Below are 17,167 nucleotides of genomic sequence, written 5' to 3'. Positions count from 1 at the left end.
GGCCCCGACCGCCGCCCTCGGCCGCTCCGTCGGCGCCCCGGCCGCGCGCCGCGTCGTCACGGGCCGCGAGCCGTTCACCCTCGACCTGCCCGAGGCCGGCGTGCTGCACGTCGCCCTCGTGCAGAGCCCCCACGCCCACGCGCGCGTCGTGGCCGTCGACGCGCGGGCCGCCGAGGCGCTGCCGGGGGTGCGGCTCGTGCTGACCCACCGCGACGTCCCCGGCGTGCTCTTCTCGACCGCGCGGCACCAGAGCCGCCTCGACGACCCCGACGACACCCGCGTGCTCGACGACGTGGTGCGGTTCGTTGGCCAGCGCGTCGTCGCGGTCGTCGCCGACTCCCCCCGTACGGCGGCCGCCGCCGCCCGCCTCGTGGAGGTCACCTACGCGCCCCTGCCGGCGGTGCTCGACCCCGAGGAGGCCCGGGCCCCGGGGGCGCCGCTGGTCCACGGCGACAAGGGGCCGGAGAGCCGCATCGCCGACCCGGGCCGCAACACGGTCGCGCGCAGCCACGGCGAGGTGGGCGACGTGGCCGCCGGTCTCGCCGCCGCCGCCCACCGGGTGAGCGGCACGTGGCGCACCGCGCGGGTCACCCACGCCGCGCTGGAGACCCACGGAGCGCGCGCCTGGGTCGAGCCCGACGGCACCCTCGTCGTCCGCACCAGCACCCAGGTGCCGTTCCTCGTGCGCGACGAGCTGGCGCGCATCCTCGACCGTGACCCCGCCACGGTGCGCGTCGTCGCGGCCCGCGTCGGCGGCGGCTTCGGCGGCAAGCAGGAGATGATCGTCGAGGACCTCGTCGCCGTCGCCGCGCTGCGGCTCGCCGAGCGCGGCGAGACCGCGCCGGTGCAGCTCGAGCTCACCCGCGAGCAGCAGTTCACGATGGTCCCGCTGCGCCACCCCATGCGCGTCGAGGTCGAGCTGGGCGCGGACGCCGACGGCGTGCTCACCGCGCTGCGCGTCGACGTGCTGTCCGACACCGGTGCCTACGGCAACCACGGGCCGGGCGTCATGTTCCACGGCTGCCACGAGTCGGTCGCGCTCTACCGCTGCGCGAACAAGCGGGTCGACGCCGAGGCCGTCTACACCCACAACGTGCCGTCGGGCGCCTTCCGCGGCTACGGGCTGGGCCAGGTGGTGCTCGGCATCGAGTCGGCGATGGACGAGCTGGCCCGCGAGGTGGGCATCAGCCCGTTCGAGGTCCGGCGGCGCAACGCCGTCGTGCCGGGCGACGACTTCGTCGTCAACGGCCCGCCCGACGCCGACCTCGTCTTCGGCAGCTACGGGCTCGACCAGTGCCTCGACCTCGTCGAGACCGCCCTGTCCGAGACCCGCGGGAGTGCCGCCGTACCCGGCGAGGGCTGGCTGCTCGGCGAGGGGGTCGCCGCGGCCATGATCGCGACCATCCCCCCGCGCGGGCACCACAGCGAGGCGGCGGTGACCGTCGCGCCCGACGGGTCGGTCACCGTCGACGTGGGCACCGCGGAGTTCGGCAACGGCACCGCCACCGTCCACACCCAGCTCGTCGCCGACGCCCTCGGCGTGCCCGTCGGGCGCGTGACGCTGCGCACCTCCGACACGGCGACGTCGGGCTACGACACCGGCGCCTACGGCTCGACGGGCTCCGTCGTCGCGGGCGCCGCCGTCGCCCGCGCGGCCGCCGACCTGCGGGCGCGCCTCGACGCCGTCGGCGGCCCGGGGGTGCTGGAGTCGCCCGTCACGGCCCGCGCGTCCCACACCGGATCGCCGCGCTCGGTCGCGTTCAACGTGCACGGCTTCCGGGTCGCGGTCGACCCGCGCACCGGCGAGGTGCGGGTGCTCGACTCCGTGCAGGGCGTCGACGCCGCCGTCGTGCTCAACCCCGAACAGCTGCGCGGGCAGGTCGAGGGCGGCGTCGCGCAGGCCGTCGGCGGCGCGCTGCACGAGGAGGTGATGACCCGGGACGGGGCCGTCACCACCGCCGCCTTCCGCGACTACCGGGTGCCGCAGATGGCCGACGTGCCGCCCACCCGCGTGCTGTTCGCCGACACCGTCGACACCCTCGGCCCGGCCGGCGCGAAGTCGATGAGCGAGGCGCCCTACAACCCCGTCGCCGCCGCGATGGCCAACGCCGTGCGCGACGCCCTCGGCGTCCGCCCCCACGAGGTGCCGATGAGCCGCGACCGGGTGTGGCGCCTCGCGCAGCAGCGGCCCGCCGCACCCCCGGCCACCCCGGCCACCCCGGCCACCCCGGCCACCCCGGCCACCCCGACCACCCCGAGCGAGGACCCCCGATGAGCGCACCCCACCCCGCAGCCCCCGCAGCGCCCGCAGCCGGCCCGACGGCCACCGACGCCACCTGGCTGGCCCGCGCCGTCGCGCTCGCGGTGGAGAACGTCGCCGACGGCGGTGGGCCCTTCGGCGCCGTCGTCGTGCGCGACGGGGAGGTCGTCGCGACCGGCCAGAACCGCGTCACGCCGACCCTGGACCCGACGGCGCACGCCGAGGTGCAGGCCATCCGCGCCGCATGCCGCGCCCTCGGCGACTTCTCCCTGGCCGGCTGCGAGCTGTTCAGCTCGTGCGAGCCGTGCCCGATGTGCGTGGCCGCGTCGCTGTGGGCGCGGGTGGACCGGGTGGTGTACGCCGCGGACCGCGACGACGCCGCGCACGGGGGCTTCGACGACCGCGCGTTCTACGACCTGCTGGCCGCGCCCCGCGAGCAGTGGGCCATGCCCGTGGTGCAGGTGCGCCCGGACGATGCCGCCGCGCCGTTCGACGCCTGGCTCGCCAAGGTCGACCGCACCCGCTACTGAGGACTGAAACGAACGTAACAGCGGTGAAACGCCGCCAACGTCGCGGCGTTACCCGCCCTTCCTAGCCTCCTCGCGTACTCGGGGCCCCGCACCGACAGGTGCCGCCAGCACCCCTGATCGAGGAGAGACCATGAAGCTGTCCCTGCGCCACCGACGGTTCGCCCGCTGCGCCGCCGTCGCCAGCGCCACCGCGCTCGTCCTGTCCGCCTGCGGAGGCGGCTCGGAGGAGTCCGACGCCGCCGACGGCGACTTCGGCGACGTCACCCTGCAGCTCTCGTGGGTCAAGAACGCCGAGTTCGCCGGCGAGTTCTTCGCCGACACCAACGGGCACTACGCCGACGCCGGCTTCGGGGACGTGACCATGAACCCCGGCCCCGGCGCCATCGAGACCCTCGTGGCCTCGGGCGAGGCGGAGTTCGGCCTCAGCAACGCGATCGCCACGGCCCAGCTCGTCGCCGAGGAGGACGCCCCGATCAAGATCGTCGGCACCAAGTTCCAGAAGAACCCGTTCACCATCCTGTCGATGGCCGACGGCGGCAACATCGCGACGCCGCAGGACCTCGTGGGCAAGCGCATCGGTGTGCAGGCCGGCGGCAACGAGACGCTCTTCGACGCCCTGCTCGAGGTCAACGGCATCGACCCGGCCGACGTCACCAAGGTGCCGGTGGAGTACGACCCCTCCCCGCTCGTGGACGGCGAGGTCGACGGCTTCCTCGCCTACCTGACCAACGAGTCCATCACCGTGCAGATGGACGGCCACGAGGTCACCAACCTGCCCTTCGCCGACAACGGCCTGCCGTTCGTGGGCGAGTCGCTCATCGCCAACGAGCGCACCATCGAGGAGGACCCCGAGATGGTGAAGGCGTTCCTCGAGGCCGAGATCCGCGGCTGGCAGGACGCGCTCGCCGACCCCGACGAGGCCGCCCGCCTCGCCGTGGAGGAGTACGGCGCCGACCTCGACCTGTCGATGGACAAGGAGCTGGAGCAGGCCCGCGTCCAGACCGGTCTCATCGTCACCCCCGACGTCGTCAGCAACGGCCTGTTCACCATCAGCGACGCGCTCATCGAGGAGAACCTGGCCACCCTGGCCGCCGCCGACATCGACGTGAGCGCCGAGGACGTCTTCGACCTCTCCCTGCTCACCGAGCTGCTCGAGGAGAAGCCCGAGCTGGCCGAGCTGCCCGAGGGCGTCGAGGTCCCGACGTCCTGACCCCGCGCGTGCCGCCGCCCCCCGCGGGGCGGCGGCACGCCCGCGTCCGCACCGCCCGCCCCCGCAGCACCCGAGGGAGTCCCCCGTGAGCACGACACCGACCGCCGCCGCGGTCGTCCCGCCCCGGACGCCGTCCGGCACCCCCGCCTCCACCGGCACGGGGGTCAGGATCGAGAACCTGACCAAGACGTTCCGGATGGGCCGGCGCAGCGTGACCGCGCTCGACGACGCCACGCTGTCGACCGACAAGGGCAGCTTCCTCTCGCTGCTCGGGCCCTCGGGCTGCGGCAAGTCGACCATCCTGCGGATCCTCGCCGGGCTCGAGAAGCCCACCTCGGGCACCGCGCTCGTGGAGGGCCGCACCCCGCTGGAGCTGCGCCGCGACCACGAGCTGGGGATCGCGTTCCAGGACTCCGCGCTCCTGCCGTGGCGCTCGGTGGTCGCCAACATCCGGCTGCCGTTCGAGGTGTCCGGCCAGAAGCCCGACGAGGCCCTCATCGCCGAGCTCGTCGAGCTCGTGGGCCTCACCGGGTTCGAGAAGGCCAAGCCCGCCCAGCTCTCGGGCGGCATGCGCCAGCGGGTCTCGATCGCCCGGTCGCTGGTGGTGAAACCGTCGGTGCTGCTGCTCGACGAGCCCTTCGGAGCGCTCGACGACATGACGCGCCAACGCCTCAACGTCGAGCTGCTCCGCATCTGGACCGAGAAGCCGGCGACCACGCTCATGGTCACCCACGGCATCTCCGAGGCCATCTTCCTGTCCGACCAGGTCGCGGTGATGAGCCCGCGGCCGGGCCGGGTGAAGGCCGTCATCGACGTCGACCTGCCGCGGCCCCGCCTGCCCGAGATGATGCGCACGCCCGAGTTCCACGCCCTCCACGACCAGGCCAGCGAGCTGCTCTTCGGCTCGCACGGCACGGACTGAGGGCCGCCCCGTGCGCGCTCCCGGACGTGCCCGCTCCCTGCTCGTCGGTGCCGCCGGCGTCGTCGTGGTCGTGCTGCTGTGGTGGCTGCTGGCCCTCACCCTGCTCGCCGACGCCCGGGTGCCCACCCCCGGCGGCGTCGTCGCCTCGGTGCTGGACGACGGCTGGGCCTACTACGGTCCCAACTTCTCGATGACCGTGGAGGAGGCCCTCGTCGGCTTCGTCTACGGCAACGTCGCGGCCATCGCCCTGGCCTCGTTCGTGCTGCTCGTGCCCCAGCTGGAGAGCGTGATCATGCAGCTGGCCGTCATCAGCTACTGCATCCCCATCGTCGCCATCGCGCCGGTGCTCTACATCGTCATCGGCATCCCGGAGGACGGCGCCCCCTCGGGCACCGCGGTCGCCCTCGCCACCTTGTCGGTCTTCTTCACGACCGTGGTCGGCACCGTGCTGGGGCTGCGCTCCGCCGAGCGCACCAGCCTCGACGTCGTGAGCGTGTACGGCGGCGGCCGGTGGGCCCAGCTCCGCAAGGTGCAGCTGGTCTCCGCCCTCCCGTCCATCCTCAACGCCCTGCAGATCGCCGCTCCCGCCGCCTTCCTGGGCGCGATCCTCGGGGAGTACGCCGGCGGGCTGCGCCCCGGCGTCGCCCGCGTGCTCGTCACGGCCCAGCAGAACCTCGACGTCGAGCGGGCCTGGGCCACCGGGCTGCTGTGTGCCCTCGTCGCCGGCCTGGGCTACGCCGCGTTCGGGCTGCTCGGCCGCGTCGTCAGCCCGTGGTCGAAGGGGGTCGCGGCATGAGCGCCACCCTCACCCCGCCGCACGCCGACACGGGACCGGAGCAGCAGCCGGTGCGCAGCCGCACGGGCCTCGCCGTGCTGCGGTCCGTGGGCCGCACCCTGGTCACGATGACGTTCGTCCTCGCCGTCGTCGTCGGGCTGTGGGTCGCCGGGCTCGCGCTGTGGGACGTCGACGACTTCGTCGGCAAGGGCCCCGCCGACGTGTGGGCCCACCTCGTGACGGACCCCGACGCGGCTGAGAACCGCGACGGCATGCTGGGTCTGCTCCTGGTGACGCTGGAGGACGCGGCCACCGGCTTCGTCGTCGGCCTCGTCGCCGCGGTCGTCCTCGCCCTGCTCATCGTGCGCTTCCGCGCGGTCGAGAGCGCCGTCATGCCGGTCGCGATGGTGCTGCGCTCCGTGCCCCTCGTCGCACTGGCGCCCATCATCATCCTGCTGGCCGGGCGCGGGTTCCTCACCGTCGCCTTCATCAGCGGCGTCGTCGTCCTCTTCCCCGCGCTCGTGACCGTCGTGTTCGGCCTCCGCTCGGTCTCACCCCAGCTGCGCGACGTGGTGACCGTGTACGGCGGGAGCGAGGGCACCGTCCTGCGCCGGGCCGCCCTGCCGGCGGCGCTGCCGTCGCTCTTCGCGGCGATCCGCATCTCCGTGCCCGGCGCGATCACCGGCGCCCTGCTGGCGGAGTGGCTGGCCACCGGCCAGGGCATGGGCTCGGCCATCGTGTCGGCCTCTCGCAACGGCCGGATCAACGAGACCTGGTCGCTCGTCGTCATCGTGACGGTGGCGTCGCTCGTGCTCTACCTCGTCGCCCAGCTCGTCGAGTCGGTCGTGCTCGCCCGCTACGGCGACGACGCGGGGCGGGGCCGATGAGCACCTTCGCCCACTCCACCCCGACCCCCGCCGACCCGGCGATCGACGCGCTGGTGGCGGCGCTGCCGAAGGTCAGCCTGCACTGCCACCTCCTCGGCACCGTGGCGCCCGGCACCGTCGTCGACCTCGCCCGCAAGCACGGCGTCGACCTGGGCCGCAGCGCCGACGAGCTCTACGACCACGGCAGCTACGAGGACCTCGGCGAGTTCCTGCGCGTCCTCGACGTCGTCGGCTCGCTCGTGCGCGACGCCGACGACCTGCACCGCATCACCTACGAGTCGCTCACGCAGGGCGGCGCCGACCACCACGTGCTGCACCGCGAGATCCAGCTGAGCCCGCCCGGCCACCCGGACGTGCCGTACGGCCGCCTCCTCGACGGCGTGCTCGCCGGCGCCCGCGACGCCCAGACCGACACGGGCATCTCGTTCGGCCTGGTCATCGGCATCAACCGCGAGCGCAGCGGGGCGGACGCCGTCGAGCTCGTCGAGCAGGTCGTCGCCGACCGGCGCGACGAGGTGCTCGGCATCGGCCTCGACTACGCCGAGGTCAACGGCCCGCCCGGGCGCTTCGTCGAGGCCTACCGCCTCGCCGGGCGCCACGGCCTGCGTCGTACCGCGCACAGCGAGTCCGGCCCGCCCGCCCACGTCCTCACCCTGCTCGACGAGCTCGGCTGCTCCCGGGTCGACCACGGCTACCACGTGGTCGACGACCCGGCGATCACCGCGCGCTGCGTCGAGGAGCGGGTGCCGTTCAACTGCACGCCGGTCAGCTCCGACATCGGGCGGTACTCCGGCTCCGGCGACGGCACCCACCACCGCATCCGCGAGATGGTCGACGCGGGGCTGCTCGTCACCATCGACTCCGACGACCCGCCCATGTTCGGCACCGACCCCACCCACGACTTCCGCGTGCTCGCCCACGCGCTGGGGTACGGCGCGCCCGAGCTCGCCGCGTTCACGAGGAACGCCGTCGAGGCCTGCTGGCTCGACGAGAGCGACAAGGCCGACCTCGCCCGGCGCGTCGACGAGCTCTGCGCCCCGCTGCTCGCGGACCCGCCCGACCCCGCCTGACCCCGCCCGCTCCGCCGTACCCCAGGAGGACCCCATGACCAGCGAGACCACCACCGAGGCCGTGCGCGGCGGCGCCCGCGTCGGCCCCGACGGCTTCCGCGTGCCGACCGTCGACATCAGCGCCTACGTGGGCGACGGGGACGCCGCCGCCCGCGCCGCCGCGGCCGCCGCGTTCGACGAGGCGGCGCGCACCGTCGGCTTCGTGCAGGTCGTCGGCCACGGCGTGCCCGACGACGTGCTCCGCGGATTCGCGGACGGGCTCGACGCGTTCTTCGGGATGCCGCTGGAGGCCAAGAAGACCTACCGCACCCCGCCCGAGGTGAACCGGGGCTACAGCCCGCCCAAGACGGAGTCGCTCAGCCTGAGCCTCGGCGTCGCCCCGTCGAACCGCATGCACGACTTCTTCGAGGCCTTCAACGTGGGCCTCGCGGTCTCCGACTTCCCCGGCCTCGACCTGCCCCTGGCCGACTACCCGGAGAACGTGTGGCCCGACGAGACCCTCGGGGCGGAGGGCTTCCGGGCAGCCGTGTCGGCGTACTTCGACGAGGCCGGCCGCGTCGCGCGCACCCTGACGACGCTGTTCGCGGACGCGCTCGGCCTGGAGCCCGGCTACTTCGACGCCTTCACCGGTCACTCCGTCGACGTGCTGCGGATGAACAACTACGCGCTCGAGCCGGGCGCCGTCGAGCTCGACGGCGACCTCACGGGCATGGGCGCCCACACCGACTACGGCATCGTCACCGTGCTGTGGGCCGACCAGGTCGCCGGCCTGCAGGTGCTCGGTGCGGACGGGTCGTGGAACGACGTCCAGCCGGCCGACGGCGCGCTGCTCATCAACCTCGGCGACCTCATGGCGCGCTGGACGAACGACCACTGGATGTCGACCGTGCACCGCGTCAAGCCGCCGATCGTCGACGGCACGATCCGGCGTCGGCGCAGCGCGGCGTACTTCCACGACGGTGACATCGACGCCGTCATCGCCACCCTGCCCACCTGCCGCGACGCGGACGGCGCCTCGGCCTACGAGCCCGTCACCGTCGCCGAGCACCTGCGCGCCAAGCTGGCCGGCTCCCGCGCCGGCGTCGCGAACGCGGCGGCCGCGCGGGAGGCCGCGCGCGTGCTGGCGGCCGGCGAGGCCTGAGCCCGACGCGGGCGCCTGGGCGTGGCGGGGCTCCGGCGAACGGTCGGTGGGCCCCGCCATGCTGTCGCCCATGGACGTGCTCGACGTGGTGACGGCGCTGGCCCTGCTCGCGGTCGGCGTGGCGGCGGGGTGGTACGTCGGGGTGCTCTGGTCCCGGGGCCGCCCGGCCGAGCGCGCCGCGGCGGTCGACGCCCTGCGCCTCGCCGAGGGCATCGACCGGCTCGGCGACCAGCTCGCCGACCTCCACCACGACCGAGCCGTGTGGCAGGGCGAGCTGACCGCCCAGGTCGCCGCGATGCGGGACCAGACGGGCGAGCTGCGCCGCGAGACCCACGCGCTCGCGACCGCCCTGCGGCGCCCGACCGTGCGCGGGCGCTGGGGCGAGCTGCACCTGCGCCGCGCCGTCGAGCTGGCCGGCATGGTCGACCGCTGCGACTTCTCCGAGCAGGTGCGCCTCGCCGACGGCGCGCTGCGGCCCGACGTCGTGGTGCACCTCGCGGGCGGGCGCTCGCTGGTGGTCGACGCCAAGGTGCCGCTCGACGCGTTCCTCGACGCCGCCGAGCTCGACGGCGGCGACGCCGAGCAGGCGGAGCGCCAGCGGGCCCACCTGGCCCGCCACGCCCGGCAGGTGCGCAGCCACGTCGACGCCCTCGGCGCGAAGCGCTACTGGGCGGCGCTGCCCGACTCCCCCGAGCTCGTCGTGCTGTTCGTGCCGGGCGACGCGTTCCTGGCCGCCGCGCTCGAGGCCGACCCCGGCCTGCTCGAGCACGCGGCCGCGGCCCAGGTCGTGCTGGCGACGCCGACCACCCTCATCGCGCTGCTGCGCACGGTCGCCCACGGGTGGCGCCAGGAGGGGCTGGCCGAGCGGGCGGAGGAGATCCAGCGCACCGGCCGCGAGCTCCACCAGCGGCTGCGCACGTGGGCGGAGCACCTCGACGCCCTCGGCCGGTCGCTCGGGGCAGCGACGCGGCACTACAACAGCGCCGTCGGGTCGCTGGAGAGCCGGGTGCTGGTCTCGGCGCGCCGGCTCGCCGAGCTCGGGGTCACCGACGAGGAGCTGCCCGGTCCCCGCGCGGTGGGCGACCTCCCCCGTCGTACGACGGTCGCCGACCCCCACGACGGGCGGCCCGAGGGGGACGTGCTCGGCGACGCGGGCCTCGAGGCGGTCGTCGACCCCGTGCGGCCGGACGCGGTGCGCCCGGACCCCGGCGCGTCGGCGCACGGCGCCTGACAGCGCGCCTTAGGGTCGTGGGCGTGAGCCTGCTCGCGGCCACCCGTCCGACGACGGGACACGTCCCCGGTCGTCGCGTCGTGCTGCTGGGCGTCGTGGCCGTGCTGGGCGTCCTGGGCCTGGACCTGCTGCTGGGCCCGACCGTCGGCCTCTTCTTCGACCTGTGCTTCATCGTGCTGTGCCTGGGTCTGGCGGTGCTGGTGGACCGCGCGGACGTCTTCGTGGTCGGCGTGCTGCCGCCCCTGCTGCTGCTCGGCGCGTTCACGATCGTGGCGGTGCTCGCCCCGGGCGCCCTGGCCCGACCGGAGGACGGTGCCGTGCAGGCGCTCGTGTCGGGCGTCCTGCACCACGCGGTGGGGCTCGGCGTGGGCTACGCCCTGTGCCTGGTGACGCTCGCCGCCCGCATGACGGGCGACTGAGCACCTACTCCTCGAAGCGCGCGGCGTCGCCGGCGCCGTGGCGGAGCACCTCGGGGGCGTCCTCCGACCAGTCGACGACCGTGGTGGGCACGGCCGGGGTCTCGCCGGCCTCGATGACGATGTCGACCGCGTGGTCGAGGTCCTCCTTGACCTCCCAGCCGATCGTGCGCGGCTCGGTCTCGCCGGGGAGGATCAGGCTGCTCGTGAGCATGGGCTCGCCCAGGCCGGCCAGGAGGGCGGCGACGACCGGGTGGTCGGGGATGCGGACACCCACCGTCTTCTTCTTCGGGTGCATGAGCTGACGCGGGACCTCGCGGGTCGCGGGCAGGATGAAGGTGTAGGGCCCCGGCAGCGCCGCCTTCACGGAGCGGAACGCGTGGTTGGAGACCTGCACGAAGTGCCCGAGCTGCGAGAAGTCGGAGCACATGAGCGTGAAGTGGTGCTTCTCGTCGAGGTCGCGGATCCGCAGGATCCGGTCCTTGCCGTCGCGGTTGCCGAGCTGGCAGCCCAGTGCGTAGCCGGAGTCGGTCGGGTAGGCGATGAGGGCGTCGTCGCGCAACGCCTCGACGACCTGCGCGACGAGGCGCGGCTGGGGGTCGACGGGGTGGAGGTCGAGGTAGCGGGCCACCGGCTCAGACCCGCCCGGCGGCCTTGAGGTCGCGGCGCAGCTCGGGCGGCAGCGCGAAGATCAGCGACTCCTCGGCCGTCTGCACGGCGCGCGCGTCGGGGTAGCCGCGCTCGGCGAGGAAGGCCAGCACGCCCTCCACCAGGTCCTCCGGCACGGAGGCGCCCGAGGTGACGCTGACGGTCTCGACGCCGTCGAGCCAGGCCTCCTCGATCTCGCTCGCGTCGTCGACGCGGTACGACGCCTTCGCCCCCGCCTCGAGGGCGACCTCCACGAGCCGCACGGAGTTCGACGAGTTGCCCGAACCGACCACGATCACGAGGTCGGCGCCGGCGCCGATCTCCTTCACCGCCACCTGGCGGTTCTGCGTGGCGTAGCAGATGTCGTCGCTCGGCGGGTCCTCCAGCTGCGGGAACTTCTCGCGCAGCCGGCGCACCGTCTCCATGGTCTCGTCGACGCTCAGCGTCGTCTGCGAGAGCCACGACAGCCGCGTGCCCTCGGGGAACTCGAGGCCGTCGACGTCGTCCGGGCTCTCGACCAGCGTGATGTGGTCGGGCGCCTCGCCGGCCGTGCCCTCGACCTCCTCGTGGCCCGCGTGGCCGATGAGGAGGATGCGGTAGCCCTCCCGCGCGAAGCGGATGGCCTCGTGGTGCACCTTCGTGACGAGCGGGCAGGTCGCGTCGATGGTCTTCAGCGAGCGCTCGGCGGCCTCGGCGTGCACCATCGGCGAGACGCCGTGGGCGGAGAAGACGACGGTGGCCCCCTCGGGGATCTCCTCGATCTCCTCGACGAAGACGGCGCCGCGCTCCTCGAGCGTGCGCACCACGTGCTTGTTGTGGACGATCTGCTTGCGCACGTAGACGGGCGCGCCGTAGAGGTCGAGCGCCTTCTCGACCGTGATGACGGCGCGGTCGACGCCGGCGCAGTAGCCGCGGGGCGCCGCCAGCAGCACGGCCCTCTCGGCGTCGTCGCGCGGCAGGAGTCGCGGCGTACCCAGGTCGGTGCTCATGGGTCCCGAGTCTAGGCGAGCGGGGCACGCGGCCGAAGTCCTGCGGTACGGCGGCGCGCGCCGGCGTCGGCGGGCTCCCCTAGGCTCACCGCCGTGGCCCTCGAGACCTCCCCCGAGCAGCCGGCGCCGGTGCGGCAGATCGCCAACGCGGTCGCCGGCTGGATCGACCGGCTCGGGCCCGTGTGGGTCGAGGGCCAGGTCGCGCAGGTCAGCCGCCGCCCCGGGGTCAGCACCGTCTTCATGACGCTGCGCGACGGGGTGGCCGACCTGTCGGTGACGCTCACCTGCTCGCGCACCCTCTTCGACGGGCTCAACCCGCCGCTGGTCGAGGGCGCGAGCGTGGTGGTGCACGCGAAGCCGTCGTACTACCCGAACCGGGGCACCTTCTCGCTGTACGCGCGCGAGATCCGCATGGTCGGCCTCGGCGAGCTGCTCGCCCGGCTCGAGCGGCGCCGCCAGCTGCTCGCCGCGGAGGGCCTGTTCGCCTCCGACCTGAAGCGGCCGTTGCCGTTCCTGCCCGGCGTGGTCGGGCTCGTCACGGCGCCGGGCTCGGCCGCGGAGCGCGACGTGCTCGAGGTCGCCCGACGGCGCTGGCCGGCGGTGCGGTTCCGCGTGGTGCACGCCGCCATGCAGGGCCAGCGCTGCGCGCCGGAGGTCATCGAGGCGGTCGAGCGGCTCGACCGCGATCCCGAGGTCGACGTCGTCGTCGTCGCCCGGGGCGGCGGCTCGGTGGAGGACCTGCTGCCCTTCTCCGACGAGGGCCTGGTGCGGGCCGTCCACGCGGTGCGCACGCCGGTGGTCTCCGCGATCGGGCACGAGCCCGACTCGCCGCTGCTCGACCTCGTCGCCGACTGGCGCGCGGCCACCCCGACCGACGCGGCGAAGCGCATCGTGCCCGACGTGACCGAGGAGCGGCGCGGCGTCGCGCACGCCCGCGACCGGGCCCGCCGGGTGCTGGAGCACTTCCTGGCCCGCGAGCAGGCGGGGCTCGACGCCCTGCGCTCCCGCCCGGCCATGGCCGACCCGCGGCACCTGCTCGCCGTACGGGGGGACGAGGTCGCAGCCCTGCGCGACCGCGCCCGGCGCACCCTGCGCCACCGCCTCGACCGCGCCGCGGACGACGTCGAGCACCGCCGGGCCCGCGCCGAGTCTCTGTCACCGCTGGCGACGCTGCGGCGGGGGTACGCCGTGCTGCAGACCGCCGACGGCGCGGTCGTCACCGCGCTCGACCAGGTGAGCGTCGGCGAGCCCTTGACGGTGCGGATCGCCGACGGCCGCGTCCACGCCACCCCCACCCGGCTCGAGCGGGTCGAGGCCGACCCGGCCCCCGCCCTGCCCCCCGACAACGACTCACACCCCCACACCGAGGAGACCGATGGCTGAGAAGCAGGCCGCCACCGAGGAGGCCCTCTCCTACGAGCAGGCGCGCGACGAGCTGGTCGAGGTGGTGCGCCGGCTCGAGAGCGGCGGCACGACGCTCGAGGAGTCGCTGGCGCTGTGGGAGCGCGCCGAGCTGCTGGCCCGCTCGTGCCAGACATGGCTCGACGGGGCCCGGGAACGGCTCGACGCCGCCGTCGGCGAGGACGACGGCGCCGAGCAGTAGCCGCGGCAGGTACGGCGCGGGCGGTACGACGAGCCGCTCAGCCCTCGCCGGGGCGCCAACCCCCGTCGGTGTTGGCGTCGGTGACGAGGAACGGGTCGAACGGCGGCCAGGCGCCGCCCGGGAGCCCCTCGATGCCGAGCCCGCTGGTGATGTCGGCCCACGAGCCGGCGTACGTCACGTTGAGCTCGATGAAGTAGTTCACGAAGTCCGTGACGATCGTGTTGATGTTGGTGACGATCTCGGTGATGAGGTTGATCGTCGGCGCGACCCAGGCTCCGGTCGCCTTGTCGAGGCTGGCGAAGCCCCCGGCCGCGTTGACGATGCCCGCCTGCAGGTCCACCAGGTTGCTGATCTGGTTGGCCCACTCGGTGAGCAGCCGGGCCGATCCCTCCTCGAGCAGCGACGCCGCCTCGCCCAGCACGGTGCCGACGGCCTTCGCCGCCTGGTCCTGCTGCTCGGCGATGGTGACGTAGGCGTTGAACCCGCGTCCCTCCCAGTAGTTGCCGACCGCGGTGTTGGTCGACGCCACGGTGGTGCTGACCTGGCCGATCTCCGTCACCGCGGACCGGTAGTCGGCGGCCAGGCCGGCCATCCGCGGCGGGTCGCCGAGGATCTTCTGGGTGGCCGTCCGGATCTCCTCGACCGCCACCTCCCACCGCTCGCTGATCTGGTCGCAGGCGCCGTCGTAGATCTCCTGGATGGCCCGACCGAGGAGCCAGCCGGCGATGCCACCGGGGAGTCCGCCGCCGGCGAAGCCGATGACGGTCCCGACCCACTCGGCGTTCTCGGTCAGCCAGGTGGCGACGTCCTCGAACATCTGACCGATGGCGGCGGCGACGTCCTCGATGCCCTGGTCGATCTCGGAGAGGAACGTCTCCGGGCTCATCGTCGTCATGCCGGCACCCCGAAGTTGTCCGCTGCGCTCGTGTCGGTGCCCGCGTAGTCGTTGGCCGTCTCGACGAGGCCGTCGGCCAGGAGCCCGGCCGCCGTGGCGCCCGTCTCGAGGGCGGTCACCATGGCCGCGTTGAAGGCCGCGTGCTTGCCGCTCGCGGTGTAGAGGGCGTCCGCGATGCCGAAGAGGCCGGTGAGGTCGAAGTCGGCACTGACGTTCTCGCCGGCCGTCCTCAGCTTGCTGCGGATGTCGTCCCAGCGCGCGGCCGCGTCGACGAGCCGCTGGGCCTCGACGCTGAACCCCCCGCCCGGCGCCACCGGGTCCCCGTGTCCCATCACCACTCCCCTCTCGTGTAGGCGGAGGCGAAGGCCTCCTTCAGTGCGTAGCGCACGTCGTCGGCGGACGCCGACGACAGCCAGGCCGCGTCGGCCTCCAAGCTGCTGAAACCCGCCGGGAAGTGCGCGACGACGTCGAGCTCGCGGTCGCGCGAGGTCCCCCGGAGCGGCGCCGGGCGGCGGTCGCCGACGCCCGGGCCGGCGAGGTCCTCGGGCGACAGCGCCGGCGGGGACGGGAGCGGGACCCGGGGGGCCGGCCGCACGCGGACCGCGCCCCGTCCCTCCACGAGGGCGAGCGCCGCCTCCTTCTCCTCCGGGGTGGCCGGGTCGTGGGCGCTGGCCTCGAGGGTCCGGCGCAGCGTCGCGACCTGGTAGGCCTCGTTGACCGCCGACGCCAGGGCCGCCGGCTCGCGCAGCCCGGTGACGTCGCCGACCCGCACCTCGTCGACCCAGCCGCTCGCGTCCACCACGAGCGTCACCGCACCGTCGAGGCTGCTGCCCTCCACCGGCGCGTGCTCGGCGTACCCCCTCCGACCGTGCCGTCGCAGCTGGTCCAGCCGCGCTCGTACCGCCGCGTCCATCGATCCCCCTCGCCGATCGCGCGGGGTGGTCCCGCGCACCGCGACCGGCCTACCCCCCGGGACCGGAGGGCCAAACCCGGGGGGCGACGTCAGGTGCGCGCGGCGACGACCGCGAGGGCGATCTCGGGGTGGTCGGTCGTCAGGCCGTCGACCCCGGCGTCGAGGAACGCGGCGGCCTCGGCCGCCAGGTCGCCGAACGCGGCCGGGTCGTCACCGCTGCGCAGGTCGACCGGCAGGAAGCGGTTCTCGGCGCGCAGCGTCCAGACCTGCACGGTCAGCCAGCGACGGTGCGCGTCGCGGACGAGCGTCGTGGGTCGGCCGAGGCCGCCGTCGTCGGCGGGCGGGAGCACGAGGGCCTTCGAGACGCCGATGCCGTCGGCGTACTCCTCGACGCGGGCGAGGCCCTCGGGCGTCGAGAGGTCGCCGTACGTCGTCGCCAGGCCGTGCACGACGGCGTCCGGCGGCTGGCGGTCGGGGAGGTCGAGCAGCTGCACGACCTGCACCTTCGTGCGGGCGGCCAGGCGGCGCAGGACGGCGGTCTCGAACGACATGACGGTGACGCGCGCCCGGGGGTGGTCCAGGTCGTGGCGACGCAGGTCGGCGAGCAGGGCGCCCTCGACGTCGAGCCCGCGCAGCCGGGCGTGCTCGACGTGCTTGAGCTCGAGCATCACGCCGACGACGCGCTGGCGGCGCACGGACTCGGCCTCCACCATCGCGAGCACCTCGGTGAGGGTGGGGACCCCCTCGCGGCCGTCGTGGGCGGCGGAGGAGGTGCGCAGCTCGGGGAAGCGCTCGCGGGCGGTGAGGGTCTTGACCTCGGCGACGGTGAGGTCCTCGACGAACCAGCCGTCGCGCTGCACGCCGTCGACGACGCGACGGGTACGCCGGTGCGCGAGCTCGGGGCGGGTCGCCACGTCGGTGGTGACGGACAGCTCGTTCTCGTGGCGGGCGACGAGCACGCCGTCGGCGGTGCACACGAGGTCGAGCTCGATGTCGTCGACGCCCGCGCGGATCGCCGTGCGGTAGGCGTCGAGGGTGTGCTCGGGGCGGTAGCCGGAGGCTCCGCGGTGGGCCGTCACGTTGGGGGTGACGACGAGGCTGGGGACGACACGTCGCGCCGGGCTCGGCAGGGCCGCGCGGCTGCGGGTGGGCGTCGTACGTCCGGGATCGAGCGTGATCTGGACCGTCACGCCCTTGAGAGCACCAGCCGGGAACGACGGCGGCGCCACCGTCGGGTGACGGCGAGGTGACATCGGCGCGCACAGGCGCCGACGCTCACTCGGACGCGGGCTGCTCCACGGCGGCCGCCTCGCTGGCGGCGACGGCGGCGCGGATGGCCTCGAGCGCGGCGTACCCGGCCGGGGTCAGCTCCCACAGCCCGGGGCCGCCCGAGGTGACGAGGCCGTCGTCCCCGAGGGCACGGCGCTCCTTGGTGACGACGGTGCGCCAGCGCACCTCGCCGCTGGGGCCGACCGCGAGGTCGTCGCGCTGCAGGACGCGGGCCATCCGGACGGCGAGCTCGTCCATCACCAGCTCGCGCTCGAGGCGGCCGGCGTGGTCGCCCAGGATCGCGAGCACGTAGGGGCGGAAGGCCGACTGCGGCGTGCGGCCCGGCGCCGTGCGGGGGGCGCGACGCACGGGCGCGGCCGGGGCAGCCGGGGCGCCCGGGACGCGGGC

At 74.7% G+C, this 17,167-nt stretch carries 18 protein-coding genes and 1 pseudogene; 12 read left to right on the top strand and 7 right to left on the bottom strand.

Annotated features, from left to right (window positions below):
• The 10 genes from KK617_RS16515 to KK617_RS16470 form a co-directional block, all read left to right on the top strand.
• A partial coding sequence (locus tag KK617_RS16515; protein WP_277501248.1) for a xanthine dehydrogenase family protein molybdopterin-binding subunit occupies positions 1 to 2,275 on the top strand: 2,275 nt, incomplete at its 5' end.
• Positions 2,272 to 2,790: a nucleoside deaminase gene (locus tag KK617_RS16510; protein ID WP_277501247.1), complete on the top strand. Its 519-nt coding sequence runs from the start codon at positions 2,272 to 2,274 to the stop codon at positions 2,788 to 2,790. The genes KK617_RS16515 and KK617_RS16510, both read left to right, overlap by 4 nt.
• A 130-nt stretch (positions 2,791 to 2,920) precedes the next feature.
• Positions 2,921 to 4,000, top strand: coding sequence for an ABC transporter substrate-binding protein (locus tag KK617_RS16505; RefSeq protein WP_277501246.1), 1,080 nt, complete (start codon positions 2,921 to 2,923; stop codon positions 3,998 to 4,000).
• Between the two features lie 85 nt (positions 4,001 to 4,085).
• Positions 4,086 to 4,922 carry an ABC transporter ATP-binding protein gene (locus KK617_RS16500; RefSeq protein ID WP_277501245.1) on the top strand — a complete coding sequence of 279 codons (837 nt, stop codon included), beginning with the start codon at positions 4,086 to 4,088 and terminating at the stop codon, positions 4,920 to 4,922.
• A 10-nt stretch (positions 4,923 to 4,932) separates the two neighbouring features.
• Positions 4,933 to 5,718 carry an ABC transporter permease subunit gene (locus KK617_RS16495; RefSeq protein WP_277501244.1) on the top strand — a complete coding sequence of 262 codons (786 nt, stop codon included), beginning with the start codon at positions 4,933 to 4,935 and terminating at the stop codon, positions 5,716 to 5,718.
• On the top strand, positions 5,715 to 6,584 hold the full coding sequence (locus KK617_RS16490; RefSeq protein ID WP_277501243.1) for an ABC transporter permease subunit: 870 nt from the start codon (positions 5,715 to 5,717) through the stop codon (positions 6,582 to 6,584). The genes KK617_RS16495 and KK617_RS16490 overlap by 4 nt, the downstream gene beginning before the upstream one ends.
• Positions 6,581 to 7,654, top strand: a complete 1,074-nt coding sequence (locus KK617_RS16485) for an adenosine deaminase family protein (RefSeq protein ID WP_277501242.1) — start codon at positions 6,581 to 6,583, stop codon at positions 7,652 to 7,654. Before KK617_RS16490 ends, KK617_RS16485 begins: the two co-directional genes overlap by 4 nt.
• A 34-nt stretch (positions 7,655 to 7,688) precedes the next feature.
• Positions 7,689 to 8,795 carry a 2-oxoglutarate and iron-dependent oxygenase domain-containing protein gene (locus KK617_RS16480; protein ID WP_277501241.1) on the top strand — a complete coding sequence of 369 codons (1,107 nt, stop codon included), beginning with the start codon at positions 7,689 to 7,691 and terminating at the stop codon, positions 8,793 to 8,795.
• Between the two features lie 70 nt (positions 8,796 to 8,865).
• Positions 8,866 to 10,026: a DNA recombination protein RmuC gene (locus KK617_RS16475; protein ID WP_277501240.1), complete on the top strand. Its 1,161-nt coding sequence runs from the start codon at positions 8,866 to 8,868 to the stop codon at positions 10,024 to 10,026.
• A gap of 23 nt (positions 10,027 to 10,049) precedes the next feature.
• A complete protein-coding gene (locus KK617_RS16470) occupies positions 10,050 to 10,445 on the top strand; it encodes a DUF6542 domain-containing protein (RefSeq protein ID WP_277501238.1) in 396 nt (131 codons plus the stop codon).
• Positions 10,446 to 10,449: 4 nt separating this feature from the next.
• On the opposite strand, the gene KK617_RS16465 is transcribed toward KK617_RS16470, so the two are convergent.
• Together KK617_RS16465 and KK617_RS16460 are read right to left on the bottom strand one after the other, a co-directional pair.
• A complete protein-coding gene (locus tag KK617_RS16465) occupies positions 10,450 to 11,073 on the bottom strand; it encodes an L-threonylcarbamoyladenylate synthase (RefSeq protein ID WP_277501236.1) in 624 nt (207 codons plus the stop codon).
• A 4-nt stretch (positions 11,074 to 11,077) separates the two neighbouring features.
• Entirely contained in the window at positions 11,078 to 12,079 is a 1,002-nt protein-coding gene (locus KK617_RS16460; protein ID WP_277501235.1) for a 4-hydroxy-3-methylbut-2-enyl diphosphate reductase, read from the bottom strand.
• Positions 12,080 to 12,172: 93 nt separating this feature from the next.
• Here KK617_RS16460 and xseA point away from each other — a divergent pair, with 93 nt between their 5' ends.
• The gene (gene xseA, locus KK617_RS16455; RefSeq protein ID WP_277501234.1) at positions 12,173 to 13,462 is read left to right on the top strand and encodes an exodeoxyribonuclease VII large subunit; all 1,290 of its coding nucleotides are present in this window, start codon (positions 12,173 to 12,175) and stop codon (positions 13,460 to 13,462) included.
• Positions 13,455 to 13,682, top strand: coding sequence for an exodeoxyribonuclease VII small subunit (locus KK617_RS16450; protein WP_277501233.1), 228 nt, complete (start codon positions 13,455 to 13,457; stop codon positions 13,680 to 13,682). The genes xseA and KK617_RS16450 overlap by 8 nt, the downstream gene beginning before the upstream one ends.
• 37 nt (positions 13,683 to 13,719) lie before the next feature.
• On the opposite strand, the gene KK617_RS16445 is transcribed toward KK617_RS16450, so the two are convergent.
• From KK617_RS16445 to KK617_RS16425, 5 genes and pseudogenes are all read right to left on the bottom strand, one after another.
• The gene (locus KK617_RS16445) at positions 13,720 to 14,577 is read right to left on the bottom strand and encodes a hypothetical protein (protein ID WP_277501232.1); all 858 of its coding nucleotides are present in this window, start codon (positions 14,575 to 14,577) and stop codon (positions 13,720 to 13,722) included.
• Positions 14,574 to 14,909, bottom strand: coding sequence for a hypothetical protein (locus KK617_RS16440; protein ID WP_277501231.1), 336 nt, complete (start codon positions 14,907 to 14,909; stop codon positions 14,574 to 14,576). The genes KK617_RS16445 and KK617_RS16440 overlap by 4 nt, the downstream gene beginning before the upstream one ends.
• On the bottom strand, positions 14,909 to 15,415 hold the full coding sequence (locus tag KK617_RS16435; protein WP_277501230.1) for a YbaB/EbfC family nucleoid-associated protein: 507 nt from the start codon (positions 15,413 to 15,415) through the stop codon (positions 14,909 to 14,911). The genes KK617_RS16440 and KK617_RS16435 overlap by 1 nt, the downstream gene beginning before the upstream one ends.
• A gap of 164 nt (positions 15,416 to 15,579) precedes the next feature.
• Complete coding sequence (locus tag KK617_RS16430) at positions 15,580 to 16,680, bottom strand: glycerophosphodiester phosphodiesterase family protein (protein ID WP_277501229.1); 1,101 nt, start codon at positions 16,678 to 16,680, stop codon at positions 15,580 to 15,582.
• Between the two features lie 85 nt (positions 16,681 to 16,765).
• A pseudogene (locus tag KK617_RS16425) lies at positions 16,766 to 17,167 on the bottom strand (hypothetical protein); the annotation flags it as partial.

The organism is Nocardioides sp. ChNu-99 (assembly GCF_029493445.1).
In the GTDB taxonomy this organism is placed as follows: Bacteria; Actinomycetota; Actinomycetes; order Propionibacteriales; family Nocardioidaceae; genus Nocardioides.
This window is presented reverse-complemented; position numbering and strand designations above follow the sequence as displayed.

Bases quoted from the DNA above. Each gene is read 5' to 3' on its own strand.
- KK617_RS16510 (WP_277501247.1), top strand. From the start codon at position 2,272: ATGAGCGCACCCCACCCCGCAGCCCCCGCAGCGCCCGCAGCCGGCCCG.
- KK617_RS16505 (WP_277501246.1), top strand. From the start codon at position 2,921: ATGAAGCTGTCCCTGCGCCACCGACGGTTCGCCCGCTGCGCCGCCGTC.
- KK617_RS16490 (WP_277501243.1), top strand. From the start codon at position 5,715: ATGAGCGCCACCCTCACCCCGCCGCACGCCGACACGGGACCGGAGCAG.
- KK617_RS16485 (WP_277501242.1), top strand. From the start codon at position 6,581: ATGAGCACCTTCGCCCACTCCACCCCGACCCCCGCCGACCCGGCGATC.
- KK617_RS16480 (WP_277501241.1), top strand. From the start codon at position 7,689: ATGACCAGCGAGACCACCACCGAGGCCGTGCGCGGCGGCGCCCGCGTC.
- KK617_RS16475 (WP_277501240.1), top strand. From the start codon at position 8,866: ATGGACGTGCTCGACGTGGTGACGGCGCTGGCCCTGCTCGCGGTCGGC.
- KK617_RS16460 (WP_277501235.1), bottom strand. From the start codon at position 12,079: ATGAGCACCGACCTGGGTACGCCGCGACTCCTGCCGCGCGACGACGCC.
- KK617_RS16450 (WP_277501233.1), top strand. From the start codon at position 13,455: ATGGCTGAGAAGCAGGCCGCCACCGAGGAGGCCCTCTCCTACGAGCAG.
- KK617_RS16445 (WP_277501232.1), bottom strand. From the start codon at position 14,577: ATGACGACGATGAGCCCGGAGACGTTCCTCTCCGAGATCGACCAGGGC.
- KK617_RS16440 (WP_277501231.1), bottom strand. From the start codon at position 14,909: ATGGGACACGGGGACCCGGTGGCGCCGGGCGGGGGGTTCAGCGTCGAG.